Source organism: Sphingobacterium sp. 1.A.4 (genome assembly GCF_002734245.1).
GTDB lineage: Bacteria > Bacteroidota > Bacteroidia > Sphingobacteriales > Sphingobacteriaceae > Sphingobacterium > Sphingobacterium tenebrionis.
Genome location: NZ_PEAZ01000023.1, coordinates 69,463 through 95,375 on the forward strand (window position 1 = coordinate 69,463; position 25,913 = coordinate 95,375).

The 25,913-nt window shown below is 41.8% G+C and carries 25 protein-coding genes; 12 read left to right on the forward strand and 13 right to left on the reverse strand.

Annotation, left to right across the window (positions count from 1 at the left end):
• Positions 1-20 precede the first annotated feature (20 nt).
• The 7 genes from CRJ00_RS02440 to CRJ00_RS02470 form a co-directional block, all read right to left on the reverse strand.
• On the reverse strand, positions 21-1,682 hold the full coding sequence (locus tag CRJ00_RS02440) for a DNA polymerase/3'-5' exonuclease PolX (protein ID WP_099365316.1): 1,662 nt from the start codon (positions 1,680-1,682) through the stop codon (positions 21-23).
• 62 nt (positions 1,683-1,744) lie between these two features.
• A complete protein-coding gene (locus CRJ00_RS02445; protein ID WP_144038069.1) occupies positions 1,745-1,999 on the reverse strand; it encodes a hypothetical protein in 255 nt (84 codons plus the stop codon).
• Between the two features lie 711 nt (positions 2,000-2,710).
• Entirely contained in the window at positions 2,711-4,027 is a 1,317-nt protein-coding gene (locus CRJ00_RS02450) for an NAD(P)/FAD-dependent oxidoreductase (RefSeq protein WP_099365347.1), read from the reverse strand.
• A 185-nt stretch (positions 4,028-4,212) separates the two neighbouring features.
• Complete coding sequence (locus tag CRJ00_RS02455; protein ID WP_099365318.1) at positions 4,213-4,542, reverse strand: 2Fe-2S iron-sulfur cluster-binding protein; 330 nt, start codon at positions 4,540-4,542, stop codon at positions 4,213-4,215.
• 3 nt (positions 4,543-4,545) lie between these two features.
• Positions 4,546-5,550, reverse strand: coding sequence for an NAD(P)/FAD-dependent oxidoreductase (locus CRJ00_RS02460; protein WP_099365319.1), 1,005 nt, complete (start codon positions 5,548-5,550; stop codon positions 4,546-4,548).
• 2 nt (positions 5,551-5,552) lie between these two features.
• Positions 5,553-5,990, reverse strand: coding sequence for a MarR family winged helix-turn-helix transcriptional regulator (locus CRJ00_RS02465; protein ID WP_180268398.1), 438 nt, complete (start codon positions 5,988-5,990; stop codon positions 5,553-5,555).
• Positions 5,991-6,198: 208 nt separating this feature from the next.
• Entirely contained in the window at positions 6,199-7,191 is a 993-nt protein-coding gene (locus CRJ00_RS02470) for an acyl-ACP desaturase (RefSeq protein ID WP_099365320.1), read from the reverse strand.
• 167 nt (positions 7,192-7,358) lie between these two features.
• On the opposite strand from CRJ00_RS02470, the gene CRJ00_RS02475 reads away from it, so the two are divergent.
• Positions 7,359-8,582, forward strand: coding sequence for an aminotransferase class V-fold PLP-dependent enzyme (locus CRJ00_RS02475; RefSeq protein ID WP_257213668.1), 1,224 nt, complete (start codon positions 7,359-7,361; stop codon positions 8,580-8,582).
• 38 nt (positions 8,583-8,620) lie between these two features.
• On the forward strand, positions 8,621-9,043 hold the full coding sequence (locus CRJ00_RS02480; protein ID WP_099365322.1) for a SufE family protein: 423 nt from the start codon (positions 8,621-8,623) through the stop codon (positions 9,041-9,043).
• Between the two features lie 18 nt (positions 9,044-9,061).
• Here the strand turns inward: CRJ00_RS02480 and CRJ00_RS02485 are convergent, their stop codons facing one another.
• Positions 9,062-9,832: a carboxypeptidase-like regulatory domain-containing protein gene (locus CRJ00_RS02485; RefSeq protein WP_099365323.1), complete on the reverse strand. Its 771-nt coding sequence runs from the start codon at positions 9,830-9,832 to the stop codon at positions 9,062-9,064.
• A gap of 471 nt (positions 9,833-10,303) precedes the next feature.
• Positions 10,304-11,134 carry a glutamate racemase gene (murI, locus tag CRJ00_RS02490; RefSeq protein ID WP_099365324.1) on the reverse strand — a complete coding sequence of 277 codons (831 nt, stop codon included), beginning with the start codon at positions 11,132-11,134 and terminating at the stop codon, positions 10,304-10,306.
• A 224-nt stretch (positions 11,135-11,358) separates the two neighbouring features.
• Here murI and CRJ00_RS02495 point away from each other — a divergent pair, with 224 nt between their 5' ends.
• Entirely contained in the window at positions 11,359-12,438 is a 1,080-nt protein-coding gene (locus CRJ00_RS02495; RefSeq protein WP_099365325.1) for a hypothetical protein, read from the forward strand.
• A gap of 85 nt (positions 12,439-12,523) precedes the next feature.
• Here the strand turns inward: CRJ00_RS02495 and CRJ00_RS02500 are convergent, their stop codons facing one another.
• Positions 12,524-13,942: a glycoside hydrolase family 125 protein gene (locus CRJ00_RS02500; RefSeq protein WP_099365326.1), complete on the reverse strand. Its 1,419-nt coding sequence runs from the start codon at positions 13,940-13,942 to the stop codon at positions 12,524-12,526.
• A 192-nt stretch (positions 13,943-14,134) separates the two neighbouring features.
• On the opposite strand from CRJ00_RS02500, the gene CRJ00_RS02505 reads away from it, so the two are divergent.
• Both CRJ00_RS02505 and aroQ read left to right on the forward strand, forming a co-directional pair.
• Positions 14,135-15,775: a gliding motility protein RemB gene (locus CRJ00_RS02505; RefSeq protein WP_099365327.1), complete on the forward strand. Its 1,641-nt coding sequence runs from the start codon at positions 14,135-14,137 to the stop codon at positions 15,773-15,775.
• 53 nt (positions 15,776-15,828) lie between these two features.
• On the forward strand, positions 15,829-16,242 hold the full coding sequence (aroQ, locus tag CRJ00_RS02510) for a type II 3-dehydroquinate dehydratase (protein ID WP_099365328.1): 414 nt from the start codon (positions 15,829-15,831) through the stop codon (positions 16,240-16,242).
• Here the strand turns inward: aroQ and CRJ00_RS02515 are convergent.
• A complete protein-coding gene (locus tag CRJ00_RS02515; RefSeq protein WP_099365329.1) occupies positions 16,239-17,435 on the reverse strand; it encodes a multidrug effflux MFS transporter in 1,197 nt (398 codons plus the stop codon). The genes aroQ and CRJ00_RS02515 overlap by 4 nt on opposite strands.
• Positions 17,436-17,479: 44 nt before the next feature.
• Positions 17,480-18,319, reverse strand: a complete 840-nt coding sequence (gene lgt / locus CRJ00_RS02520; protein ID WP_099365348.1) for a prolipoprotein diacylglyceryl transferase — start codon at positions 18,317-18,319, stop codon at positions 17,480-17,482.
• A 93-nt stretch (positions 18,320-18,412) separates the two neighbouring features.
• On the opposite strand from lgt, the gene CRJ00_RS02525 reads away from it, so the two are divergent.
• The 3 genes from CRJ00_RS02525 (at position 18,413) to CRJ00_RS02535 (ending at position 21,623) form a co-directional block, all read left to right on the forward strand.
• Positions 18,413-19,528, forward strand: a complete 1,116-nt coding sequence (locus tag CRJ00_RS02525; protein ID WP_099365330.1) for a M42 family metallopeptidase — start codon at positions 18,413-18,415, stop codon at positions 19,526-19,528.
• A gap of 19 nt (positions 19,529-19,547) precedes the next feature.
• Complete coding sequence (locus CRJ00_RS02530; protein WP_099365331.1) at positions 19,548-19,868, forward strand: DUF3467 domain-containing protein; 321 nt, start codon at positions 19,548-19,550, stop codon at positions 19,866-19,868.
• A 246-nt stretch (positions 19,869-20,114) separates the two neighbouring features.
• Positions 20,115-21,623 carry a carbon-nitrogen hydrolase family protein gene (locus tag CRJ00_RS02535; RefSeq protein ID WP_099365332.1) on the forward strand — a complete coding sequence of 503 codons (1,509 nt, stop codon included), beginning with the start codon at positions 20,115-20,117 and terminating at the stop codon, positions 21,621-21,623.
• A gap of 188 nt (positions 21,624-21,811) precedes the next feature.
• Here CRJ00_RS02535 and CRJ00_RS02540 read toward each other — a convergent pair whose 3' ends face one another.
• The gene (locus CRJ00_RS02540) at positions 21,812-22,549 is read right to left on the reverse strand and encodes a 3-keto-disaccharide hydrolase (protein WP_099365349.1); all 738 of its coding nucleotides are present in this window, start codon (positions 22,547-22,549) and stop codon (positions 21,812-21,814) included.
• A 75-nt stretch (positions 22,550-22,624) separates the two neighbouring features.
• Here CRJ00_RS02540 and folB point away from each other — a divergent pair, with 75 nt between their 5' ends.
• The 4 genes from folB (at position 22,625) to CRJ00_RS02560 (ending at position 25,908) form a co-directional block, all read left to right on the forward strand.
• On the forward strand, positions 22,625-22,993 hold the full coding sequence (gene folB / locus CRJ00_RS02545) for a dihydroneopterin aldolase (RefSeq protein ID WP_099365333.1): 369 nt from the start codon (positions 22,625-22,627) through the stop codon (positions 22,991-22,993).
• A 244-nt stretch (positions 22,994-23,237) separates the two neighbouring features.
• Positions 23,238-23,681 (forward strand): Hsp20/alpha crystallin family protein, encoded by a 444-nt coding sequence (locus tag CRJ00_RS02550; RefSeq protein WP_099365334.1) that lies wholly within the window; start codon positions 23,238-23,240, stop codon positions 23,679-23,681.
• A 206-nt stretch (positions 23,682-23,887) separates the two neighbouring features.
• On the forward strand, positions 23,888-24,514 hold the full coding sequence (locus tag CRJ00_RS02555; RefSeq protein ID WP_099365335.1) for a TetR/AcrR family transcriptional regulator: 627 nt from the start codon (positions 23,888-23,890) through the stop codon (positions 24,512-24,514).
• Between the two features lie 32 nt (positions 24,515-24,546).
• Complete coding sequence (locus CRJ00_RS02560) at positions 24,547-25,908, forward strand: TolC family protein (protein WP_099365336.1); 1,362 nt, start codon at positions 24,547-24,549, stop codon at positions 25,906-25,908.
• Positions 25,909-25,913: the final 5 nt, after the last annotated feature.

Sequence of the window (25,913 nt, forward strand, 5' to 3'; positions counted from 1 at the left end):
ATATGAGGGTATTATTTTGGTTATTTCTTGTTGTTGGTAAAATAAGAAGATATTTCTGATAAACTAAATGCGTTCAAACATTTTTCTTTGGTCAGGCCGCCTTTACGTGCCACATAAACGCCAAATTCCATATCCAAATGTCCTTCTTTTCGGTGCGCATCGGGATTGATGGAAAGGAGTACGCCTTTTTCCAAGGCATATTGCTGCCAGCGCCAATCAAGATCCAAGCGTAATGGATTGGCATTGATCTCAATGACGACCTGATTTGCGGCACAGGCATCGATCACTTTTTTATAGTCGATGGGGTATCCGGCGCGAGATAATAATAACCTTCCCGTCGGATGTCCAAGTATCGTGGTATAAGGGTTTTCAATAGCTTTGATTAACCTGTTGGTTGCTTTTTCTTCCTCCATTTTCAGGTTGCCGTGAATCGATGCTACCACAAAATCGAATTTGGATAGGATCTCGGCTGGATAATCCAAGGAGCCATCGCCCAAAATATCCGACTCGATCCCTTTGAATATTTTGAAAGGAGCTAGCTCCTGGTTCAATTGATCGATCTCTCGCCATTGTTCTTCCACACGTTCAATAGAAAGCCCATTGGCATAAACTGCTGTTCGGGAGTGGTCGCAAATACCCAGGTATTCCAGCCCCAGCTCGTTTTTGCAATAGTTGGCCATATCTGCCAAGCTATGCACACCATCGGAATAGGTGGAGTGGTTATGGAGACTTCCTTTCAGATCTTGATAGGTAATGAGGGTAGGTAGGCTATTGGTTTTCGCCAATTCGATTTCCTGATTCCCTTCGCGTAGTTCGGGTTCTATATAAGCTAATCCCAAGGATTGGTAGATTTCCTCTTCTGTTGGCAAGGATTTTAGCTTGCCAAGGTTTTCCAATTGCTGGATATGTTGGGGAGAACCGGTGGTCAAGAGAAGGTCCTTGGCGAAATCGGAAGCAGGAGTAGGGATGACCTCAAAGGCAAACCCATTCTCTTCCCGGAAGCTGATCCTGCCGCTTTCCTGGTTTACATCCATTTCAAATTCCAGCGATTTAACCAGATGAAGGGCTTCTTCGGATGTTCCTGCGCACAGGATTTGTACCTGCTGTAAAACTTCCATCTTTCGGCGGTAATCTCCTGTAAACGAGAGTTTATTGCTTGTTTTTTCTTGAAGGTTTTTGATTAGGTTTTCCGCAAAAGGCATTACCCTTGCGTAGAGGAACCAACCTTGGTTGGCAATGGAAAACTCAATGGATTTCTTGATGTCTTCTTGGGTTTTTAACCCGAACCCCTTGGCTTCTATTAAACGGTTTTCATTGCAGGCATAATATAGCTCGCCCACGGATTCGATCTCTAAATCCTTCCAGATGATCTGGATTTTCTTTGGACCGAGTCCCTTGATTTTTAACATTTCGATGATGCCCTCCGGGGTTTTCTCGATCAGTTTCTCTAATTCTGGGAAGGTGCCTGTAGTTAATACTTGTAGGATTTTCTCCGCGGTACTTTTCCCGATATTGGGTTGCTCGCTCAGTTCTTCCAGGTTGGAAGTGCTGGCTGCAAAAGGTAATTTATCTACTCGGAAGGAGGCGTTCGCCATAGCTTTGGTACGAAAGGAATTCTCATTGTGAAGCTCCATGAGTTGTCCACATAATTTGAAGACTTTAGCTATGTCTTTATTTGTCATGTTTGTTTTTGTTTAATGAGGGTTGTTTTGTTTAATGGGGATAGTAAATATGCGAAGATAATCTATCTTTTGATAATAAACCTCATTAAGAAAAACGTAATGTTGAAAATGATGATATTCCATATGAAGGATAGGGGAAGAAATTGATAGGATTCTCCAATACCATTTGTGGAGTGGAAGTTTTTGTAGGTTAGGAAGGTGAATGGAAATCCAAATGCCATTTCATTATGGAATAGGAGGTTGTAAATAGGACTGAAGATCAGTATGCCTAATAGGATGGCAATGATGATTAAGTATGTTTGTGTGTGGTTTTTCATACTTAGGGTATTTTGGTTAAAAAGTACGTGGTTATTTTGTATTTGGTTATTAATCATATAAATATATTGAAAATATCCTGAAAGTATAGGAAACCTTCGCCGTCATTGCGATGGGCCATCGTCATTGCGAGGTACGAAGCAATCTTTACACATGTAACAGTTGTCCATGTCATGGTGAGCGGAGTCGAACCATCTGTTCGTTTGCTAGTGTACAGATCCTTCGACTGCGCTCAGGATGACAAAGACTGCGCTCAGGATGACAAAGTCCAAAGATTGCTTAGTCGTGCCTCCTCGCAATGACGGAGGCGCTCGCAATGACGGAGAAACCTCCTCGCCATGAAAAGTATACCTCCTCCCAATAACTAAAAACTAACAAAAACAAAAAAAATCCTGAGGTGGGGAACCTCAGGATTTTACCAAACCAATTATTAACCTAAATTATGAAATTTTTACTCTTTTGCTTTTCTTTAATACATAAACGCAAAGCATATGCCTATCGTATATCTTCCCCTCCATATTAACAAATTTTAACAAAACTTCCTTCGCACTGAAAGCATGTTCTAAGTGCCCTGTAAGTGAGGTGTAAGTGCTAAAAGATACTTAAACCCCACTTACATCCCACTGACAATATACGTACATACCGAACCAAAAAGAGGCCGTATCTAACTCGAAAGTTTTAATACGGCCTCTTTAACCTTTATCTAGTTTGTTTTAATACGCTTTATTTTCAGCTTCTACTTTTGGTTCTGGCTTTGGTCTTTCATACTTATGAATAATCAACCTGATACCCGAGTTCTTCGTTAAAAATTTGATGGTCCAGTTCACAAAAGTCACCACCCTGTTCCTAAATCCAAAGATAGATACCAAATGCACGAACATCCAGGTCATCCAGGCCAGAAAGCCTTTCATATGTAAGCTTCCCATATCCACAACCGCACGATTTCTTCCAACCGTAGCCATGGATCCCTTATCAAAATACTTAAAACCCTTACTTTCCTGTTTATTGAGCGCATTCATGATATGCACTGCCACATATTTACCCTGTTGTTGCGCCACAGGAGCAACTCCTGGCAATCCACGAGGGTTCTCCTCCGTGATCATAGCAGAAACATCACCAATCGCATACACATCTTCCAACCCTTCAACTCGGCATTGCTCATCAATACGGATTCGGTTTCCACGTTCAATGATTTCCGGACTTAAGCCTTCTGGCATCTGTCCCATAACTCCCGCGCCCCAGATCACTGTCTTAGTAGGAATCTGTTCGCCGGAAGATAGGGTTACTGTATTGCCATCATAGCCTGTAACTACCGTATTCAAGGTCACTTTCACACCCAATTCATTCAGATAACGCTCCGCATCACGGGATGATTTTTCCGAAAGGGCGCCCAAAATCTTTCCTGTACCCTCTACCAGATAGACCTTCATCTCATAGGTAGATAGTTCTGGGTAATCCTTTTTCAGCATATGCTGTTGGTATTCTGCAATCGCACCAGAAAGTTCAACCCCCGTTGGTCCGCCACCCACAACCACAAAATTCAAATAACGCTCTCTATCGGAGGTATTCTTCCGAAGGACAGCCTCTTCCAGATTCTGGATCATGTAGGAACGTATATTCAAGGCTTCCACAATACTCTTCATCGGAAGGGAGTATTTTTCCACTTCCTTGTTGCCAAAGAAATTGCTGGTAGCTCCTGTTGCGATCACCAAGTAATCGTAATCGTAGTCGCCTACCGATGTATGGACTATTTTTTCAGCGGTATTGATCTGTTGGACCTCGGCCAATCGAAAACGAAAATTCTGTTGGTTCTTGAACATTTTCCGAAGTGGAAAAGAGATGGAATCCGATGCTAGGGTTCCAGTTGCCACTTGGTACATCAAAGGTTGAAAAGTATGGTAATTGTTTCTGTCGATCAATAATACTTCAACTTCCTTGTTCTTCAGTCGGCGGGCAACTTCCACCCCTCCGAAGCCAGCACCTATAACGACAACTCTTGGAAAGTTTCTCTCAGAACGATTTAGCAACATCATATGTTTCTTTAAAAGAATTTTAAAATAAGGTACAAATATCTGACATTTTATTGCATTATCTATTAAATAATTGCATTAATTTTAGATTATGCCCCCTTTTCTTAATTAAACAATCTCCTATCTTATTTGTTCTCAAGGACTTAATTCCAACTAACTAAGTGTAAAAAGTACACTTATAATTTTTATTGCAAACTGCCCCTGATCTTAATATGCAGACCTTCATTTTCCGGATGCAATCGAATCTGGCATGCCAATCGGCTTTGCGAATCCGCATCAGGAAGGGTGTCGAGCATGTCCAGTTCCTGATCTTCAGGTTCTGAAAGGTTTTCTGCACCGGCCAATACTTCTACATGGCAGGTAGCGCAGAGTGCCATTCCTCCACAGGTCGCTAGGATATCGTATTCCGAAGCCTTCAGGATTTCCATCAGGCTCAGGTTAACGTCGGTAGGTACTTGCACCTCTTGGGTACTGCCATCGCGGTCTTCTACTTTTATGGTGATGATATCTTCCATGTTCTAAAATGCGTTTACTCCATTTACGGTGGTGTATTTAAAACTCAACTTCTGATCCGGATATACATATTTGAAGGCGCTTTGTGCCATCAAGGCAGCTTCATGGTACCCACAAAGGATCAGTTTCAATTTTCCGGGATAGGTATTGATATCGCCTATCGCAAAGATGCGTTCAATATTGGTGGAATAATCGAAGGTGTTTACTTCGATCGCGTTCTTGTCGATCTGCAATCCCCAATCTGCAATAGGTCCCAGTTTCGGGCTAAGGCCATATAGTGGGATAAAATGATCGGTATCCAACTGGATAGCCTCCTTGTTCTTATTGATCAAGGAAATGCTTTCCATATGGCCATTCCCGTTCAGACTTTGCAGGTTATGGGACAGTAGCAGGTTGATCTTTCCTTCCTGCGCCAAGTGGTATACTTTTTCCGCAGAATCTGGAGCCCCTCTAAAACTGTCGCTCCGGTGTACCAAGGTGACTTCTTTGGCTACATCACTCAAGAAAATAGTCCAGTCCAAGGCCGAATCACCCCCTCCAGCGATCACAATACGTTGGTCACGGAATCTTTCCGGATCCCTAACCATGTAGTGTACCTGTTTTCCTTCATAGTTTTCCAGGTTCAGGATCTCCGGCTTACGGGGCTCAAAACAGCCCAATCCACCAGCGATCACCACTACCTGACAGTGGATTTGGGTTCCTTCAGATCCCAGCACGATATAGCTTCCATCATCTTGTTTCTGAAGCGCATCAACGCGTTCCCCCAAACTGAAGGTAGGGTGGAAGGGCTCGATCTGTTTCAACTGATTGTCGATCAGCTCCTGTGCGGTAATGCTCGGATATCCAGGGATATCGTAAATGGGTTTATGGGGGTAGATCTCGGAAAGTTGTCCGCCGATCTGTGGCAAGGCATCGATTAGATGGCAACGCATCTTTAATAATCCAGCTTCAAAGACAGCGAATAGACCAACGGGTCCAGCTCCGATAATGCATATATCTGTTGTTATCATAGCTATGTTGTTTCTAGATTTGAATAGATCTTGTTTAATATTCTGGTAAAATGTTGGAAGTCCTCATCTGTTAGGTTCTCCCAGGCTTTCATACGGAATTCCTTCACGAGCGGTGCAAGTTTTTCGACTTGTTCATTGCCCGTTTGGGTCAATTGAATATGCAGGCTACGACGATCATTGGGATTTTCCACCCGCATGACCAATCCTTTTTTCAGCAATAGATCAATGATCCTGGTCATGGTCGGCTGATCCTTACCACATTCATCTGCAATCTCTTTATGGGTAAGGTCTTTCGCTACGTAAAGCGTTTTGATGACCGTCCATTGATCTACCGTTAGATCAATCCCATGGCTGGAAAAGGAGGTCTGGGCATACTGTTTTACCCTCCTGGCTGTCCGATCCAAGATGAATGAATATTGATTGAATTTTTCCTTTAGCATAACAATTATTAGTATGACAAGTAAATGTACGGAATGTTTAAATAGGATTGTTGTTTTTAGGTGGATATTAATGGGGTTTTTGGAAATTTCAACGATGGAATGACAAATTAAAACCCCCTAAAGATTTTTAAGGGGTTAGGGGTTATTTTTATTAAAAACCCGCCAATTTATTTGGCGGGTTATATTTTCTATAATTAAATTAAAAAACTTAATAGATCCACTTAAAGTTATACTCTTTTTCTGGAATCTTGATTCGATCTGCCAATCGCAATAAACGATCAGGTAATTTCATGAGGTAATCCCTTGCTTTTTCGCCTTTTTCGTTCAAACCGCCTACTTGATCAATCTTCCATTCCGCGATAAGTTCTTTAAGGATATCCACGTAATCCACCGCAGTATAAACTCCTAAGCGTTGTGCCGCATCGGAGAAATGCGCAAAGGCATCTCCTTGTGGCTCTCCTGATTCACGTAGAAAATGCGCTGGCATCACGATCTTCTTTTTCATCATGTCTTCAAAAGCCAACATCACCTCGCTAGGATCCACCACCAGGGCATGGGAAATAAAGGACATATAAGCCTTGGCATGTCTTGCCTCATCTGCTGCAATAACACCACACATTTTAGCCAATAATTTATCTCCTGATTTTTTGGATAAACCTGCAACCCTTCTATGGGAAACATTCGTTGCTAATTCCTGAAAGGAAGTATAGATAAAGTTCCGGTAAGGATCGGCCCCTGTACCGATATCAAAACCATCTTTGATCAGGTACTGTAAGGAGATTTCGAATTGACGCATGTCAATACGACCGGAAAGGTAAAGATACTTGTTCAATAGATCACCATGGCGGTTCTCTTCCGCTGTCCAAGCACGAACCCATCTCATCCAGCCGCCTTGCTCGTTCTTGTCAACGTCATCAACCATAGTCAACCAAGATTCATAGGTCGGAAGCGCCTCTTCAGTCACTGTATCGCCGATTAAGACCGCGACAAGGTCGTAGGGAAGTTCTTTCGCACTTTCCTGCAGATCGCGTACTTCCTCAAAAAAAGTATCACGTGAAGAGTCCGGAAGAAAGTCGGCAGGTTGCCACATGTCTTCCACAGGTTTCAGGTAATCCGCCATTTCATTCAACATGAATGGTTCCAGATATGTCATCACCTCTTTCCTAGAGCCTTCTGGTATGTTCAAAGGTTGTTCTTGCATAATTAAACAAAGGTAATTAAACTTAATTTAATATATATCTAAATTTTGTTAATTGGATTTTGTTTTAAAGATGTTCAAATATTTTATTACGTTCATTTAACGGAATGTCTGCTCGATTGTTTTTAATATATATTAACTTTGTAGAACTTTTATCAAAACTGGAAAAATTGAACAATTTAGATATACAGGCGATACGCGCAGACTTTCCGATATTGAAACGTGAGGTGAATGGAAAGCCTTTGGTATACCTCGATAATGGAGCAACTACCCAAAAACCCCAAGCTGTAATCGACGCCATCATGGCTTATTATACCGATATGAACAGTAATGTGCACCGTGGTGTGCACTATCTGAGCCAAATATCGACCGATGCCTTTGAGGTTACCCGTCGTAAGGTTCAGGAGTTCATTCATGCGGAGCATGATTATGAGGTCATCATTACCAAAGGAACTACGGATAGCATCAACCTTGTTGCGACCTGTTATGGGCAAGAATTTGTGCATGAAGGGGATGAGATCATCATTTCGGCGATGGAGCATCATTCGAACATCGTGCCTTGGCAGATGTTGTGTGAGACTAAGAAGGCGGTTTTGAAGGTTATCCCGATGAACGAGGCTGGGGAATTGGATATGGACGCTTATGCTGCTTTGTTGAATGATAAAACTAAATTGGTTTCTGTAAACTATGTCTCCAATGCCTTAGGTACCATCAACCCGATCAGGGAAATTATCCGTTTGGCTCATGCTAAAAATGTACCGGTTCTGTTGGATGCTGCACAAGCTGTACAGCATCTGAAAATTGATGTTCAGGAATTGGATGTGGACTTCTTGGTCTTTTCTGGACATAAAATGTACGGACCGACCGGAGTAGGGGTGTTGTATGGTAAAGAAAAATGGTTGAACGCCATGCCGCCTTACCAAGGTGGTGGTGATATGATCAAAGACGTTAGTTTTGAGAAGACCACCTATAATGAATTGCCTTTTAAATTTGAGGCTGGAACGCCAAATATCGAAGCTGGAATTACCTTGAATGCAGCGATTGATTATATCAATTCCCTCGGATTGGACAATATCAAAGCTTATGAAGACGAATTGTTGGCCTATGCAACGGAGCGTCTGCAGGAAGTGGAAGGGATTCGCTTTATCGGAACTGCCAAAGAGAAATCCTCGGTGATCTCCTTCGTGGTAGATGGCACCCATCCTTATGATATTGGGGTGATCTTAGATAAATTGGGAATTGCTGTTCGGACAGGGCATCACTGTGCTCAACCGGTCATGGAGCAGTATGGTATTCCTGGTACGGTTAGGGCAAGTTTGGCGGTGTATAATACAAAAGAAGAGATAGATGCATTGGTTGCTGGCGTGAAACGCGCAGTTGCCATGTTGGTTTAAGCCTTTTCAGGGAGTTAAACCGAAATTAAATATAGATAATGACAATAAACGAAATACAGGACGAATTAATCGAGGATTTTGGTTTCTATTCCGATTGGATGGAGAAATATGAATATATTATTCAGTTGGGTAAAGAGCTTCCTTTGATTGATGAAGCCAATAAACAGGAACAATACATCATTAAAGGCTGCCAATCCAAGGTTTGGTTATTTCCAGAGATGAAGGAGGGTAAACTGTGGTTTACGGCGGATAGCGATGCGGTGATCACCAAAGGTTTGGTGAGTTTGATGGTCAAAGTGCTTTCCGGTCATACACCAAAGGAAATTGCGGATGCAGACCTTTATTTTATTGAACAGATCGGATTGAAGGAGCATTTGTCACCTACCAGAGCGAATGGCTTGTTGGCGATGGTGAAACAGATGAAATTATATGCATTGGCCTTACAGGCTAAGGTTTCTTAGTTTTAATGGGACTACAGGCTAAGGTTTCTTAGCTCCTGGATTCTCCTTCTGAAATTCTTTAAAACTTTTTTCAATATATACCCGAAGTTCGTATTCAGACATTTCAATTAATGCGGAGTAGGGACGACGGTATATATTCTGAAAAATCTGGAGCCTATCTCCAGTTAATCCAGTTATTTCTGTGATCAATTTCTTCGAGAAGACAAAATCTGCATTTTGGATATCCCGTTCCAACTCTTCCAATTGCTCTTCTTTTGATTTTTTAGGTTCTTTTTCTTTTTTGAACATGGAAATTACAGAGAGGACGTTGATGCTGAATAATTGGGCGGTACTACCATTGGCGAGAAATCCTGGCCTTGGCCCACCAGAAAGATCTACGCGATCTCCAAATATCTGCCTTAATTTTGATTTCTTTTTTTGCTCAATGAAAATGGGTTTTACTTTTGGTTGATCACTTCCGACCACTTTTCGCTCGATTACAATTTCTTCAATTTCCGTCACGATTTCTTCTAATGCAATCTGGATATTAGACCTGTAAATCCCATTTTTGTAGATAAATCGCTGGGTTCTATAACCTTTTAAGGAAAAGGTTAGACTGTCGTCGCGACCGTAAACCTGGATGGAGAATTTGCCTTGAGGGTCAGTGACTGTTTTGTTCTCTGCACTTTCCACTTTTACGCCTGATAATGGTTTTTTACTAGCCAAATCCCGGATTTGACCGGTGATTGTCTGCGCGGATATTGGAATGAGGAAGCCAAAAAAGAAAATAAAGGTTATGAAAAATCTCATTAGGTACTAATTAGATGACCTAAATTAAGGATTATTGGAGGAGAATAGTTTTTGATTAACTTATTTTAACAGAGGAGGTTTACTTTTAATAAGAGGAGGTTTTCCCTTTGATAACGAGGAGGTTTTCCCTTTGATTGCGAGGAGGTTTTCCCTTTGATAACGAGGAGACTTTGCCCGTCATTGCGAGGAGGTACGAGGAAGCAATCTTCCCGCATGTCATGGTGAGCGGAGTCGAACCATCTGTTCGTATGTAACCGTATAGATCCTTCGACTACGCTCAGGATGAAAAGGGTTCAAAGATTGCTTCGTTCCTCGCAATGACGGCTATCCTCGCAATGACGGCTGGCCTCGAAATGACGCACAGTTCCTCGCATTGACGGCCAGATTCACAATGACACTTAACTTTTGCAATGACGTAAAGTTCTCTGAATAATGGAATCGAAAATGATTTAATTAAAAATGATTCAATTACTAAACCACCTTAATCACCTCCGATTCAATCTTTCTTCCAAAAAATAGCTCTGCTTTCAGGTTAAAATCCACAGGATCATCCGTTGTATAAAATTTCAACTCCCCAGATTTACTGCATTTTTCTTCCACTTCCGGATGCCTTTTCAAATAATCTACTAAACTTTCTGCTACCAACTCACCCTGGGAAATAATATTGATTCCCTTAGGTACGAACTGTTCAATAATAGGAAGCAACAATGGATAATGCGTACAGGCCAACAAAATAGTATCCATATCCGGCGACATGGCTAGTAACTCCTTCAGATCTTCCTGAACAAAAAACTGAGAACCCTCACTATCCATCTCGTTATTCTCCACAATGGGAACCCATAAAGGACAAGCATGCTGAAAAACCTCGATTTCCGGATGGAACTTATTGATCTCGATAACATAGGATCCGGAATTTACGGTACCCTGGGTTGCCAAGATCCCTACTTTATTCGTGTTTGTAAATTGGTCAACCACTTCTGATGTAGGTCGGATAACACCCAGAACTTTCTTGCCCGGAGGTAGATCGTTCTGCTGAATGCTTCTTAAAGCTTTAGCTGATGCCGTATTACATGCCAATATCACCAGGTTACAGCCTTCATCAAACAATTTGAACACACATTGTTTGGTGAATTCATAGACAGTTTCAAAAGATCGGGTACCATAAGGTACACGGGCATTATCTCCCAGATAGATATAATCATACTGAGGTAGGGCTTTATAGATTTCCTTAAATACAGTCAACCCACCGTATCCAGAATCAAATATGCCGATAGGGCCTGCGTGATAATTTGTGTTCTCCATGTTGTATTACTATGCAAAGATGACTTTTCTTAGCTTAATTACCATAATGTAGCCAATCATTTTTAAAATTCCCTGTTAAAATATGAAGTAGATACTTTGTATTTACCCTCATTTCCCTGTTTAAATGCTAATGAGCATGATTTATATAATTCCTATAGCCAACCCTTCCATACCGTGTTAGACTGGTTCTTTTTTTGTGTGCCAATTAGCAAGAAATAAAAATTATGAAAAGATTAGATTTAAAAAGCGCCGTATTGGCATTGAGCATGTTGATGATTATTTCTTCCTGTAGTAAGAAAGAGGTGGAACCCGTAACTCCTGATCCAGGAAATCCGGAAGTTCCCATAGATCCACCGACAACACCAACACCCAAGCCCCTTACGTTTTTCTATGCGGGTTATAAATATAATGCAGATTTCAAGACTGCAGATCGGAACGCGATCTTGAGCATTAACGATTCCCTGATCAATCTTTCGCCAAATACACGGTCTGATGCCTTGGCGATTGCAGCAGTGAACACTAAGGAAGCCCATGTAACAGGCTACCAAATGGCTGCAGGAGGAAAAAAACGAGTTGCTTATTGGAAGAATAACAGGATTTCCTATTTAACTGCTGCCGGAAATTTTAATAGTGGGACTTCGATCAATGTAATTGGTTCAAAAGTATATGTTGGAGGAACGAAAGACCATTCAGGCTACTATGGATTATTTCTGTGGACAAATGGCGTAGAATCCAGAAAGGCTTGTTGTCTTGCCTCATCCACTTTGACCTCCATTACGGAATCGAACGGTAAACCAGTATTGGCAGGTCGTTTCAATAGTAATGCCCACATGTTCAAAGATGGTTATGCGATTGCGCTTGCTGGTCCAAATACCTATGCCGATTATGTCCATGCAATTGGTTCGGATATCTATGTGATCGGAAAAGAAAACTTTGCTAAGGACGGCGATGCGGCCATGGTTTGGAAAAACGATGTGCAGGTTTTCAAAATGCTATTGGGTGGTTCTGCTACGGATGTTATTGGTACGATGTCTGGTCAGGATTATTATTATGTAGCCAATTTTTACAACAACAATAAGGGTACAGCAGTAGTCTATAAAAACAGAACAAAACTCTATCAATTGAATCCTAACCAAAGTCTTGCAGCGACGGCGATTCAGGTTGTTGCTGGGAAAGTGTATGTACTAGGGAATTATTTGAACGGTACGAAATCCACTGCTGTCCTATGGACGAATGGACAACCTAAGGTACTTTTTGCAGAATCAAAAAAGATCTACCTGAATGATTTTGTGATAAGAAATTAGTGAAAATAATTAACGGGGATACTTTGCATGGGTTTTCAAGCAAAGTAGCCCCGTTAAATTATAGCTCAGCTTTAGCTGAAAAAACTTAGCTCAACAATTGAGGTTTTTCCTTGTATAATTTCCATAGCAACTCACCAAACAGCGTATTTGTCCACGCAAACCAATGTCTTGTAAATTTCTTAGGATCATCTTTATGGAAGGACTCATGCATAAATCCAGTTCCACCATGTGTTTTCTTCAAGGTCTGAACACAGGTTCGGATCTCTTCATCATTCGAAGAAGTGAAAGCACGCATGATAATGGACATCGGCCAGATCATATCACGACCGATATGCGGTCCGCCGATTCCTTCTGCAAATTTCCCCTTAAAGAAGAAGGGGTTTTTGTCCGATAGTATATACGCTCTTGTGCGTTGGTATACCTCATCATTCTTATCCACTGCCCCCAAATATGGTAAAGCCAATAAACTAGGTACATTAGCGTCATCCATCATCAGGTAACTTCCGAAGCCATCCACCTCAAATGCATATACCCGCCCATGCGTAGGGTGGTCGATGATACCATATTTCTTCACGGCAGCATCCACTTCATTGGCCAAAGCTTCCATTTTAGTCGCCAAATCGGTATTGTTCTTTACTTTCCTTAAAATCTCTGCCGATTGCCTCAAACTGGTAACCGCAAAAAGATTTGAAGGGATCAGGAATGGGAAAATACTGCAGTCATCCGAAGGACGGAAACTGGAAACGATCAAACCAACAGGATTGACGGGATAGCCATAACCATCTACCTGAAGGGTATCTGAACCTCGAGAGGTTGTCCGTTCAAAACGATAGGGGCCGAGATTCTCCTTCCGTTGTTGTTCGATAAAAGTCTGCAAGGTTTTTTCCTGTGCTTGCACCCATACCTCATCAAATGGGGTATTATCATTGGTTTCCTTCCAATAATGATAGGCCAATCTAATAGGATAGCAGAGCGAATCTATTTCCCATTTACGTTCATGCAGGCCGGGTTTCATGTCGGTATGATCCTTGAACCATTCTCCTTTTTTGGTCGGATCATTATAGAAAGCATTGGCGTAAGGGTCTATATTAATGCATTCCGATTGCTTATTGATCAATCCCAGGATCAGATCCTTCAATTTCGGGTCTTTTTTCATGAATTGCAGATAAGGCCAAACCTGCGCACTACTATCACGCAACCACATGGCATCGATGTCTCCGGTGATTACATAAGTTCTCTTGCGGTTGTCCTTGGTTTCATCATAGATGGTGGTATCCAAGGTATTCGGCAAACAATTGTTGAACATCCAGCCTAATTCCTTATCGGCAACATTCTTCTGGAATTTCTTGATCATATCTTCGATCGGCTTACTTCGGAAATGACGGTCTTTTTCCGCCACCCGCACCACCGGAAAATCGGCTGGTAGCGCGGCAAAGCTGAATTTACTAGCCAGCATACCGGCGCCTAACGCGGCCGAATTTTGTAGAAAAGTTCTTCGCTTCATATTTAGTTTATAGGGGTTTCACGATGATTTATTACCGCAATATACAAATTGTACGGTAAAATAGGAAGTTTGAATTAACGTTTTAGCTACTTATTGAACTTAAAATAGGGGAAGCTTAATTATTAAAAGTAACTTGCGGGATATTTAGGAATAGAATTTGATAGAATAGCGCAAATAAACGGAAATTTATTTATGAAACAGTCATTAACCTATGTGTTTGCTGGATTGTTGGGCATGGCCTATTTCAATACCTCGCAGGCACAAGTAAAAAATCATCCATACTCGTACCAACATTACCAAAAATACGACGAAGAGTTATATTCCGTAGATACCCGATACCATACATCTTCCAAGCCTTATTTGTTCAAAGGCCGATTATTGGAGAAAATGGATTCCATTCAATCCCTGCATCCGGTCAATTCGGATAATTGGTTCATGCGTAAGGTCTTCAATGAACATTTGATAGAGGTCGAAAAAGATGACCATACTTTTTACCTGGATGTTCTACCGGATTTTATGATCGGTAAGGAATTGATCAATGCCGATAAAAGAACAACCTGGTTGAATACCCGCGGTATACAAGCTGGAGTAAACATTAAGGATAAATTTACCTTTTATGGTAATTTCTTTGAAAACCAAGCCGTATTCCCGCATTATATCGATGAGTATGTGCAGAAATCCATGGTCGTACCTGGCCAAGCAGCTTCAAAGAACCACCTCGGCAAGGAAAAAGATTGGATGTATGCAACAGCCAACCTGACCTATGATTTCAGCGATTACCTGCAGGCGACATTAGCCTATGATAAGAACTTCATCGGTGATGGTTACCGTTCCGTGTTATTATCCGACTTTTCCTCCAATTATGCTCATCTGAAATTAACCGGTAAAGTAGGTAATGTGCAATATACTTCCATTTGGGCGTATATGAACGACCCTCGCAACCCAAGGATTGATTCCATGAACTCCGGAAACCGTTATGGTGATGGCATCAAATGGGGAGCATTTCAATATTTAGATTATAACGTGACCAACCGTTTATCCATTGGTTTTTTCCAATCGGTGGTCTGGGCGAATAAAACACAGGCTGGAAAAAGAGGTTTTGATTTCAATTACCTGAATCCGGTCATGTTCATTAGAGCCGTAGAAAACTCCAACCGATCCTCACCAGATAAAATGTTCCTAGGGCTGAATGCCAAATACAAGGTGCTTAATAATGCAACCGTATATGGACAGTTCTTATTGGGTGAATTCACTGCTAAGGAATTCTTTGCCAATAATGGCTATGTACATAATAAATGGGGTGCTCAGTTAGGAGCTAAAGCTTTCAACATCTTTGGCGTACAGAACCTGAATATCTTGGGTGAATACAATATGGTTCGTCCTTATACCTACCAGCACTTTGTATCCATCTCCAATTATTCCAACAGGGGAGAACCATTGGCACACCCTCGGGGTGCTAACTTCCGTGAGCTCCTTGGTTTAGTGAACTATTCTTGGAACCGTTTCGATTTCTCTGCCCAAGGCTTATATAGCCGTTACGGTACAGACCCAGCAGACGGCATGGGTGGTTTTGTAAATTATGGTGGAGATATCTTCCAGAGCTATCAAACCGCACCAAATACCTATGGTAACAAGATCGGTCAAGGTATACAGAACGATCTGTTCTATGCGGATATGAAAGTTGCCTATGTATTGAACCCGAAATATAATCTTCGTTTTGAAGTGGGCTATACCCAACGATACAATAGAATCGAAGGGGCAGCAACACAGAAATCAGGCGTGATCAATGTAGGTCTACGTTCTAGTTTCCGTAACTTCTATGGAGATATGTAGGGATTATAGTATCTTTAGCGCTTAACATTATCTTTAGAGCATATCTTCAATTCATGAAAAAAATATTAATACTCAATGGTCCAAACCTAAACTTGTTAGGTGTCCGTGAAAAAGGTATTTATGGCGATCAATCTTTTGAATCCTATCTGGAGGAATTAAAAGCGAAGTTTCCAGGTTTGGACCTGAGCTATTTTCAGAGTAATTCCGAAGGTGCGATCATCGATAAATTACACGAAATCGGATTTAGTTTTGATGGGGTGGTGTTGAATGCAGGAGCTTATACGCATACTTCTGTAGCGATAGCCGATGCCATTGCAGCCATTACTACGCCGGTCATTGAGGTGCATATTTCCAATGTACATCAACGCGAAACATTCCGCCATCATTCTTACCTTTCCAAGAACTGTAAAGGTATAATCGTTGGTTTCGGATTGGATGGATACCGATTGGCCTTAGCAAGTTTCTAGGCCAATTCTGTATTTGTTTTCACAAACCTTCTTACAAATAGGTGCAATACCAAGGAAGCCACGGCCCCAAATGCCATCACCGATAGCATGGGCCAGGCTGTACTGTTATGCAATAGGCTCACCACTGCCGAAGCCAATGCGCCGATAGCCATCTGAATACATCCCAATAGTGCCGATGCACTGCCCGCTAATCCTTTGAATGGGGATAACGCGATGGCAGAGGTGTTCGGAAAGATAAACCCATACCCGAACAGAAACAAAAAGATCAGGATCAATAAGGTCGGAAAGTTCAGCAGATTTAGGCTTAAAGCGATGACCATACAAATACCGATACAAGCCTGCCAGATATTAGCGATCAAAGAAATCCTCGCAGAGCTGTGTTTTTTCAATAACCAACGGTTGATCTGGGTGGCAATGATCATGGCCGAAGCAATGAACGCAAAGGCCAATCCATATTGGCTTTTGGTCAGTCCGAACAAGGTTTGCATGATGAAGGAAGAGCCTGCTAAATAAGCGTATGTTCCTGCGGAGGATATGGATCCGATCAAACAATAGGAGATAAACGTATTATTGGAAAGGACCTGCCAAAAGTTGGAAAGGATGGATTTTGGTTTGAGGGACAGCTCTTTGTTCCCGGCATAACTTTCCGGTAAAAGGAACTTGGTACCCAATAAGATCACTGCCGCCAAAATGGTCAGGAATATAAAGATATAATGCCAATCCAAGTGTTGAAGCATAAAAGCACCTATGCTGGGTGCTAGGATAGGCGATACCCCGATCACCAACATTAATAAACTGAATACCCGTGCTGCTTCTCTGCTGGAATAATAGTCCGTAACCATCGCTCTGGCGCCAACCATCCCCCCGCAAGAACCCAATGCCTGCAGAAAACGTAATAAGATCAAGTGATTGATGTCTCGGGTAAAGGCACATAGAATGGATGCGACTACGTAAATACCTAAACCCACCAATAAAGGCTTTTTCCGACCGTACTTATCCAATAAAGGGCCATAAATCATCTGCCCGAATGCAATTCCGATAAAAAAGGAGGTCAGGGATAATTGTACATTTTCTACATTGGTATTAAAATCTTGCGCAATGATATCGAATGCCGGCAGGTAAAGATCGATGGAAAAAGGACCTATTGCAGATAGAAGCCCTAGAATCAATAATGTTGTTTTTCTGTTTTTCAAGGTGTAATGAGCTAAAAAAGCCCTGCCTAATGGCAGGGCGAAGATTATCTTTTATTCTGAACTTTTTGCGGTTCTTTTGGCGTTCTCCATAAAAAGTAGAACCCTAGTAGGATGAATGGAATACTTAACCATTGTCCCATGTTCAAGGCCATGCCTGCTTCAAAATCCACTTGGTCCAGTTTCACAAATTCAATCACAAAACGGGCGGTGAACAAAAGAATCAACATCAGGCCGAATAGTTTACCAGGTTTTGGATGGATGTTTTTCTTATAGATGCCCCATAGGATCAAGAAACTGATCACGTAAGCAATCGCTTCGTATAATTGCGCCGGATGACGTGGAATATTATCCTCATGGCCAAAAACAACTGCCCAAGGAAGGTCGGTTGGATTTCCGATCATTTCTGAATTGAAGAAGTTCCCCAAACGGATAAACGCACAGGCCACAGGGATAACCAAGGATAGGCGGTCGGCCACCCACATGAAATTCGTTTTACTCTTACGGGCGAATAACCACATGGCGGTCAAAATCCCTACGGCACCACCATGACTTGCCAAACCTGTAAAACCGGTCAATTGCCAAGAGCCGTTCACTTTTTGCATGGGAATGAAGATCTCAATGAAATGATCCTTAAAATATGCCCAATCGTAAAAGAAACAGTGTCCTAAACGAGCACCAACCAAAGTACCTATAAAGATATAGATGGTCAATTGATCTAACAGGTCCTGGGATTTTCCTTCACGTTTGAAAACATTCAGCATCAGAAAGTAGGATGCCACAAAAGCCAGCAACCAACAAAGCGAGTAATAACGTACGCCAAAGCTTCCTATGCTAAATATTTCGGGTTTAGGCTCCCAATGGATAAAACTTAACAGGTCAATCATGTTGAATAATAATATGCGGTAAAGATAAGGTTTCGGATTTATTTTTGCGAAAATTAAGGAAATACTTATTTTGTGCAGCATAAACGAATACAAATGGCAAAAAAGAAAGTATTAGAGGAAGAAAGACCAAGTGTGGTAACCGCCGAATCACTTCAGTTTTTTGAAAAATATATCAATAATCCTTCCCCAACAGGTTTCGAATGGGCTGGACAACGTATGTGGTTAGATTACCTGAAACCTTATGTGGATGAAACCTACATTGATAATTACGGTACTGCAGTGGGGATCATCAATCCGAAGGCAACCTATAAAGTGGTCATCGAGGCGCATGCGGATGAGATTTCCTGGTTTGTCAATTACATTTCCAAGGATGGTTTGATCTATGTGATCCGAAATGGTGGTTCCGACCATCAGATTGCTCCATCCAAAAGAGTGAACATCCATACCGATAAGGGCATTGTAAAAGCAGTCTTCGGCTGGCCGGCTATCCATACCCGTTCGGGTGAAAAAGAAGAATCTCCTTCTTTGAAGAACATCTTCCTGGATTGCGGATGTACTTCCAAGGAAGAGGTGGAAGAATTGGGTATTCATGTGGGTTGTGTGATTACTTATGAGGATGAATTCATGGTATTGAACGATCGTTACTATGTAGGTCGTGCGATGGATAACCGTGCTGGCGGTTTTATGATCGCGGAGGTAGCCCGTTTATTGAAGGAGAACAAGAAGAAATTGCCTTTCGGATTGTACATTGTAAATTCCGTTCAGGAAGAGATCGGGCTTCGTGGTGCGGAGATGATCTCCCAATACATCAAGCCGAATGTGGCGATCGTAACGGATGTTACGCATGATACCAATACCCCAATGATCAATAAGATAACACAAGGCGATCTTGCCTGTGGGAAAGGACCGGTGGTTTCCTATGCACCGGCAGTGCAGATCAACCTGAACAGGCAACTGATCGAGGTAGCTCAGCAAAATAATATCCCTATACAGCGCCAAGCGTCCTCCAGATGGACAGGAACGGATACCGATGCCTTTGCCTATTCCAATGGAGGGGTACCTTCTGCGCTGATTTCCTTACCTTTGCGCTACATGCATACCACGGTGGAGATGATCCACAAGGAAGACGTGGACAATGTCATCCGATTGATTTATGAAATGGTACTTTCCATTAAAAAGGATCAGGATTTTAGAACATTCAGCAAATAATTATTAACGATTTATAAACATGGATAACAACAATCAGAACTTACCCGAAAACCCAGAGATCAGTATTGAACTAACCGAGGAGATGGCAGAAGGGGTATATTCAAATCTGGCGATCATTACGCATTCGAATACAGAATTTGTATTGGATTTTATACGTTTGATGCCGGGAGTTCCTAAGGCTAAGGTAAAATCTCGGGTGATTTTGACACCAGAGCATGCCAAACAATTATTGAATGCATTGCAGGAAAATATACAACGTTTCGAAGGGCAGAATGGACCGATCAATTCCAAGGATTTTCCATTCCCATTGAACTTTGGAGGACCTAAAGGCGAAGCATAAGCAACCTTCTTGGTTCGCCCTGAAAGTATGGTGAAAGTATACCTAAAGTATGTTTTTCGTATGTTAGGTATACTAAATCATGCTTTAAGTATGCTTAGACCTTGATTTTACCCCGAAAACATAGGTTTAGCATACATTTCGATCAATATTCTGAAAAGCAGAATTATTAGCTGTTGTTTGGTTTTTTGGAATAGGATTTGTTTTAGAATAGTATTGCCGTTTTCAGGCATTGAAAGCAAATAATATATGGATATTAAAGTAAGGAACCTTAGTAAGAAAGATTACAAGGATTTAAAGAACTCTATGACCGAGGCATACCAAGGGTTAGGGGATGTGTGGACAAAAGAGAATATTGTTGATCTGGTGGATATTTTTCCGGATGGACAGATTGCGGTGGAAGTGGATGGAAAAGTGGTGGCCTGTGCCTTATCCATTCTTTTGGATTCGCAAAAAACCAATATATACGATAAATACTACGCGATAATCGATGATGGTACCTTTGAGAAACACGATAATGAAGGGGATACCCTTTACGGGATCGAGGTATTTGTGCATCCGGAATTCCGTTCGTTACGTTTAGGCCGTCGATTGTACGATGCGCGTAAGGAATTATGTGAGGCGATGAACCTTCAACGGATCATTGCGGGTGGTCGTATCCCGAATTACCATAACTATGCGGATAGCATGACCCCGCGTACCTATATCGAAAAGGTAAAACGCAAAGAGATCTATGATCCGACCTTGACCTTCCAGTTGTCGAATGATTTCCACGTGAAGAAGATTTTGAAGAATTATCTTCCGGAGGATTCGGAATCCATGGAGGTGGCTACCTTATTGGAATGGAATAACATTTACTATGAACCTTTGTCCAAATCGTTTTCGGCCTCTAAGCAGACGATACGTTTAGGATTGGTGCAGTGGCAGATGCGTTCTTTTAAGGATCTACAGGAGTTTTATGATCAGGTAGAGTTTTTCGTGGATACGGTGAGTGATTATAACACGGATTTCATCATGTTTCCGGAGTTTTTCAATACGCCGTTGATGAGTCCTTACAATGAGCTTCCGGAGCGTTTGGCGATGGAGAAATTGGCAGAGCATACCAAGGAGATCATTGAGCGGATCCAGCAGTTTGCGGTTTCGTATAATGTGAACATCATTGCGGGATCCATGCCGATCATGGAGCGCGGAAAGTTGTATAATATTTCATACCTGTGCCATAGGAACGGTAGTTTGGATTCGTACAAGAAGATCCATATTACACCGAATGAGTTTAAGTATTATGGTTTGGTAGGTGGAAGTGAGGTAAAGGTGTTTGATACGGATTGTGGTAAGGTGGGTTTATTGATCTGTTATGATGTGGAATTTCCGGAGGTGAGCAGGATCTTGGCGGATCAAGGGATGCAGATTTTGTTTGTGCCTTATATGACAGATACGCAGAATGGATATATTCGGGTGAGGTCCTGTGCGCAGGCTAGGGCGATTGAGAATGAGTGTTATGTGGCGATAGCGGGATCTGTGGGGAATTTGCCAAGGGTAAATAATATGGATATTCAATATTCACAATCGGCTGTTTTTACGCCTTCTGATTTTGCGTTTCCGAATAATGCGATCAAGGCGGAAGCAACACCGAATACGGAGATGGTGTTGATTGCGGATGTGGATTTGTCAGCGCTGAAGGATTTGCATGAGTATGGGACGGTGAAGATCTTGCAGGATAGAAGGAAGGATTTGTATTCTGTTAATTTGTTGAAGTAGGCTCAGCGTCATTGCGAGGAGTTTTTTGCGTCATTGCGAGGAGGTACGACGAAGCAATCTTTGGACTTTGTCTCGTTGCGTGCTCAGCATGACATGCGGGAAGATTGCTTCGTTCCTCGCAATGACGTAGGGCCTCGCAATGACAGGATTCAAAGATTGCTTCGTTCCTCGCAATGAGGAGGGGCCCATCACTTCAATTCTCTTATCCAAATATTCCTAAAGGAAACCAAATCCCCATGATCCTGTAAAGCAATTGGCCCCCTTCCATGGGCAACCATTTTTGGCATTCCAATATACTCCGTTGTTCCCTGCAGCTCCGTGTTATTCTGCACCACAACCCCATTATGCAAAACAGTAACCATCCCCCGCTTAATCAATCTCCCATTTTCATTAAACCTTGGCGCCGAATAAATAATATCATAACTATGCCAACCATTTTCCGGTTTCCTGACTTCCACCAATGGCGCACTCTGCTTATATAAACTTCCAGCCTGCCCATTCACATAGGTCTTATTATCATCATTATCCAATACCTGCACCTCATACTTCCCCTGCAGGAATACCCCAGAATTACCCCTTCCCTGACCTTCACCCTTTATCACCTCCGGACTCCGCCATTCCACATGCAATTGAAAATCCTCAAAATCCCTTTTGGTCCTAATCCCTCCGGTCTGCGGTTTTACCGTCAGCACACCATTCGATATAGTCCAAGCCGCAGGCGATTTCCCATCTTTCTCACTTACCCATTCCCCCAGATCCTTCCCATCAAATAAAATTATCGCATCACTGGGCGCTTTATTGGCAAATGTTTTTACAACAGGAGGTACAGGGCTATAAAACTCCGTATCCTGTGGTTGGAATTTTGTTTGGGCCTGGCAGATCCCCGCCATTCCTAACATCGAAATGATTAACGTTTGTTTGAGCATAGGTTTTAGATTTATTTGTGTTAATATAAGAATATTGATTAATTTTAAACTATCCATCATTAAAACTTTACAGAAATGGCCCAAATCATCCAGCAAGTTTCCCTAGAAGAAGTTCGATTTTATTCTCCCATTGGATTTTACGAAGAAGAACAGATTTTAGGAAATGAGTTCTTTGTTACGGTCTCTGTAAGTTTCCCTTTTAAAAACCCCGACTCGGAAGTCCTCGAGAACACCATCAATTACGAGGAAATCTATCGGATATTGGTAGAAGTGATGAGTCCACGCCGTAAACTCTTGGAGTCCGCAGCAGAAGATATCCTTAATAAATTGGTAGAAACCTATTCTTCTGTACAAAAGATAGATGTTCGGATCCGAAAGTCCAATCCTCCTTTCGGTGGTGATCTAGCGAATTCCGTTGTTTCCCTGCATTACAGCAAAGATTAGTTGATTCTCCTACATTACAGCAAAGATTAATTGATTCTCCTGCATTACAGCAAAGGTTATCATCCTAATCCCTACGGCTTAATCTCCCTTAAAATGTCATTTTGTCTTTTATTGCAAAACAATATCTGTCAATTTGTCCTTTAAATAATGAAAATTACACTTGGTACGTTCATTGAACAAGAGCTAGTGTATTTGAATTAAAAAAAATAAAAACATTACATTATTAATAAGGAGGAATTAAAACATGGCATTAATTAAATTACCTGGAAAATCGTACAATACAGACGCTGTAAACCCATTCGTTAACAACGTATTCGACAACCTATTCAATGATTCATTCATCAGTGATCGTTTGGTTACCCGCGTTCCTGCGGTAAACATCACCGAATCACCAGAGGCATTCCAAATTGAACTGGCGGCTCCTGGGTTGAAAAAAGAAGATTTTAAAATCAACGTAGATAAGAATATCATCAGTATTTCCGTTGAGAAGAAAGAGGAGAAAGTAGAAGATGGAAAAACCTATAGCAAAAAAGAATTTAACTATACTTCATTCTCCCGTTCATTTACCTTACCAGAGGTAGTGGATTATGCGAATATCGATGCATCTTACGAAGATGGCGTATTGGCAATCAAAATTGGTAAAAAAGAAGAAGCAATTGTTGCTAAAAGACTTATAGAGGTGAAGTAAGATTAGTTGTGGTTAGTTGATGAAGGGTAGCTTAGGCTACCCTTTTTTGTTACAATTAAATTCCCTCCTAATTCGGTAATCAAACCGCTTTTTACCCCTATAATCAGTCATTTTTTTTCAGTTTTTAATTTTTTTTAAAAAAAATGACTAATTCTTCTTAAAAACTTAACGGTGTTAAGTAGTTTTGTTCTGTATTCACTAACTCCATGAAAAAACAGAAACAAAAAGAAGATTTAAAGGTCTTGATCCTTGAAGCAGCAAAAAAATTGTTTGTGCAGCAAGGATATGAATCAACCTCCATCCGTAAGATCGCCCAAGAGATTGGTTTCAGTCCGACCACGATCTACCTCTATTATAAAGATAAAAATGATTTGATCTATGCACTGCATCAAGTGGGTTTCACCATGATGCGTGACCGTTTTATGCCCTTGGGAGTCGTGGAAGATCCATTTGAACGGTTAAAGGCCGTTGGTAAGAATTATATTGAATTTGCCTTGGATAATCCTGAATATTATGAAGTTATGTTCATGATGAAAGAACCCATGGATTTCTTGGACCAGCAATGTGGTAGTGAACAATGGCAGGAGGGAGAACGCGTACTGGAATTTCTTAAAATGACCGTTGCCCAATGCCAACAGCAGGGTTATTTCAAAGGAATGACGGTAGAAGCGGTCACCATGCAGGCCTGGGCGGCGGTCCACGGACTGGTTACCCTACATGTTACCCAGCATCTGGAAAAGATCATTGATGTGGTGGGCTTTGAAGAAGGCGTAAAGGACATGATGTATGCTTCCTTTGAGGCTTTTGTTCAAATGATGGGAAGCACGAAATAAAAAATTTGATCACTTACTTAACACTGTTAATAATGAAAACATGTTTTAAATGCTTAATTCTTTGCCTCTTTTTAGTGGGGATTTCGGGCAGTGGTAATGCCCAGAATCCTATATTGGATAGGTATGTGAAATTGGGATTGGATAGTAACCTCACTTTGGTTTCCAAGAACCTTTCCCTCAAAAAGGCCATGAATGGTTTGGAAGCTGCTAGGACGATGTATTTACCCAACATCTCTTTCGAATTAACCTATACACATGCGGATGGTGGTCGTTCCATTGACCTACCAGTTGGGGATATGTTAAACCCGGTGTATACCACGCTGAATCAATTGACGCAAAGCCAGGCTTTCCCTCAGATCGAAAACCAACAGATTAATTTCTTGCCCCAACCTTATTACGATGCCAAGGTGAGGACTTCCGTGCCGATCATCAATACGGATATCAAACATAACCGACAAATACGGGAAACGATGGTGAAGATAAACAAGCAGGAGCTTGAACAATATAAAAGGGAATTGGTGAAGGATATAAAAATAGCTTATTTCAATTACCTCAGCGCCCTAGAAGCGAAAGCTATTTATGAGAATGCGGCAAGCTTGGCTAAAGAGGGAAGAAGGGTAAACCAGAAATTATTGGATGCGGGGAAAGGACTTCCGGCCTATGTGGTTCGAGCTGATGCGGAGATTGCCCAACAGGAGGCAAAGATCGCCGAAGCGGAGCAGCAGGTTAAAAATGCGCAATATTATTTCAATGCCTTATTGAATCGAGATGCCGAAGCGCCAATAACGGAAAGTGATGGGAAATCGGAGGCGGTTCAGACTATGGGTCAGCCCCTTCAAGTGGATATTTCTGCCCGGGAGGAATTAAAGTCCCTACAGGATAATATCCAGATCCAGGAGACCATGTTGGATATGAATAAACAGGTGTACATCCCGAAATTGAATGCTTTTCTTGACCTGGGTTCCCAGGCCGAAGGAATGAAAATAAGTAGTCAGTCGCAATATTATATGGTCGGTGCACAGTTGAGCTTTCCGATTTTTGCCGGAAACCGGAATAAGCTGAAAATCCAGGAAAGCCAGATCGCTGTTGCCGAAGCCCGGAACCAATTGGTACAGGCGAAGCAGCAATTGGAATTAGTGGCGCGGATGTCGCAGAATGAAATGCTGGCCATGCAAAAGAATTATGAGAGCTCCAAGGTACAGCTGGAAGCTGCCGCCACCTATCAACGATTGATCCTTCGGGGTTTCCAGGAAGGAGTAAATACCTATATCGAGACCATCGATGCCCGCTCGCAGTACACAAATGCCCAATTGGCAAATAATATTGCCGCTTTTAAGCTCTTATCGGCTCTGGCAAAATTTGAACGTGAAAATGCTTCTTACCCTTTAAACTAAACGAT

Bases quoted from the DNA above. Each gene is read 5' to 3' on its own strand.
- CRJ00_RS02440 (WP_099365316.1), bottom strand. From the start codon at position 1,682: ATGACAAATAAAGACATAGCTAAAGTCTTCAAATTATGTGGACAACTC.
- CRJ00_RS02445 (WP_144038069.1), bottom strand. From the start codon at position 1,999: ATGAAAAACCACACACAAACATACTTAATCATCATTGCCATCCTATTA.
- CRJ00_RS02450 (WP_099365347.1), bottom strand. From the start codon at position 4,027: ATGTTGCTAAATCGTTCTGAGAGAAACTTTCCAAGAGTTGTCGTTATA.
- CRJ00_RS02455 (WP_099365318.1), bottom strand. From the start codon at position 4,542: ATGGAAGATATCATCACCATAAAAGTAGAAGACCGCGATGGCAGTACC.
- CRJ00_RS02460 (WP_099365319.1), bottom strand. From the start codon at position 5,550: ATGATAACAACAGATATATGCATTATCGGAGCTGGACCCGTTGGTCTA.
- CRJ00_RS02465 (WP_180268398.1), bottom strand. From the start codon at position 5,990: ATGCTAAAGGAAAAATTCAATCAATATTCATTCATCTTGGATCGGACA.
- CRJ00_RS02470 (WP_099365320.1), bottom strand. From the start codon at position 7,191: ATGCAAGAACAACCTTTGAACATACCAGAAGGCTCTAGGAAAGAGGTG.
- CRJ00_RS02480 (WP_099365322.1), top strand. From the start codon at position 8,621: ATGACAATAAACGAAATACAGGACGAATTAATCGAGGATTTTGGTTTC.
- CRJ00_RS02485 (WP_099365323.1), bottom strand. From the start codon at position 9,832: ATGAGATTTTTCATAACCTTTATTTTCTTTTTTGGCTTCCTCATTCCA.
- murI (WP_099365324.1), bottom strand. From the start codon at position 11,134: ATGGAGAACACAAATTATCACGCAGGCCCTATCGGCATATTTGATTCT.
- CRJ00_RS02495 (WP_099365325.1), top strand. From the start codon at position 11,359: ATGAAAAGATTAGATTTAAAAAGCGCCGTATTGGCATTGAGCATGTTG.
- CRJ00_RS02500 (WP_099365326.1), bottom strand. From the start codon at position 13,942: ATGAAGCGAAGAACTTTTCTACAAAATTCGGCCGCGTTAGGCGCCGGT.
- CRJ00_RS02505 (WP_099365327.1), top strand. From the start codon at position 14,135: ATGAAACAGTCATTAACCTATGTGTTTGCTGGATTGTTGGGCATGGCC.
- aroQ (WP_099365328.1), top strand. From the start codon at position 15,829: ATGAAAAAAATATTAATACTCAATGGTCCAAACCTAAACTTGTTAGGT.
- lgt (WP_099365348.1), bottom strand. From the start codon at position 18,319: ATGATTGACCTGTTAAGTTTTATCCATTGGGAGCCTAAACCCGAAATA.
- CRJ00_RS02525 (WP_099365330.1), top strand. From the start codon at position 18,413: ATGGCAAAAAAGAAAGTATTAGAGGAAGAAAGACCAAGTGTGGTAACC.
- CRJ00_RS02530 (WP_099365331.1), top strand. From the start codon at position 19,548: ATGGATAACAACAATCAGAACTTACCCGAAAACCCAGAGATCAGTATT.
- CRJ00_RS02535 (WP_099365332.1), top strand. From the start codon at position 20,115: ATGGATATTAAAGTAAGGAACCTTAGTAAGAAAGATTACAAGGATTTA.
- CRJ00_RS02540 (WP_099365349.1), bottom strand. From the start codon at position 22,549: ATGCTCAAACAAACGTTAATCATTTCGATGTTAGGAATGGCGGGGATC.
- folB (WP_099365333.1), top strand. From the start codon at position 22,625: ATGGCCCAAATCATCCAGCAAGTTTCCCTAGAAGAAGTTCGATTTTAT.
- CRJ00_RS02550 (WP_099365334.1), top strand. From the start codon at position 23,238: ATGGCATTAATTAAATTACCTGGAAAATCGTACAATACAGACGCTGTA.
- CRJ00_RS02555 (WP_099365335.1), top strand. From the start codon at position 23,888: ATGAAAAAACAGAAACAAAAAGAAGATTTAAAGGTCTTGATCCTTGAA.
- CRJ00_RS02560 (WP_099365336.1), top strand. From the start codon at position 24,547: ATGAAAACATGTTTTAAATGCTTAATTCTTTGCCTCTTTTTAGTGGGG.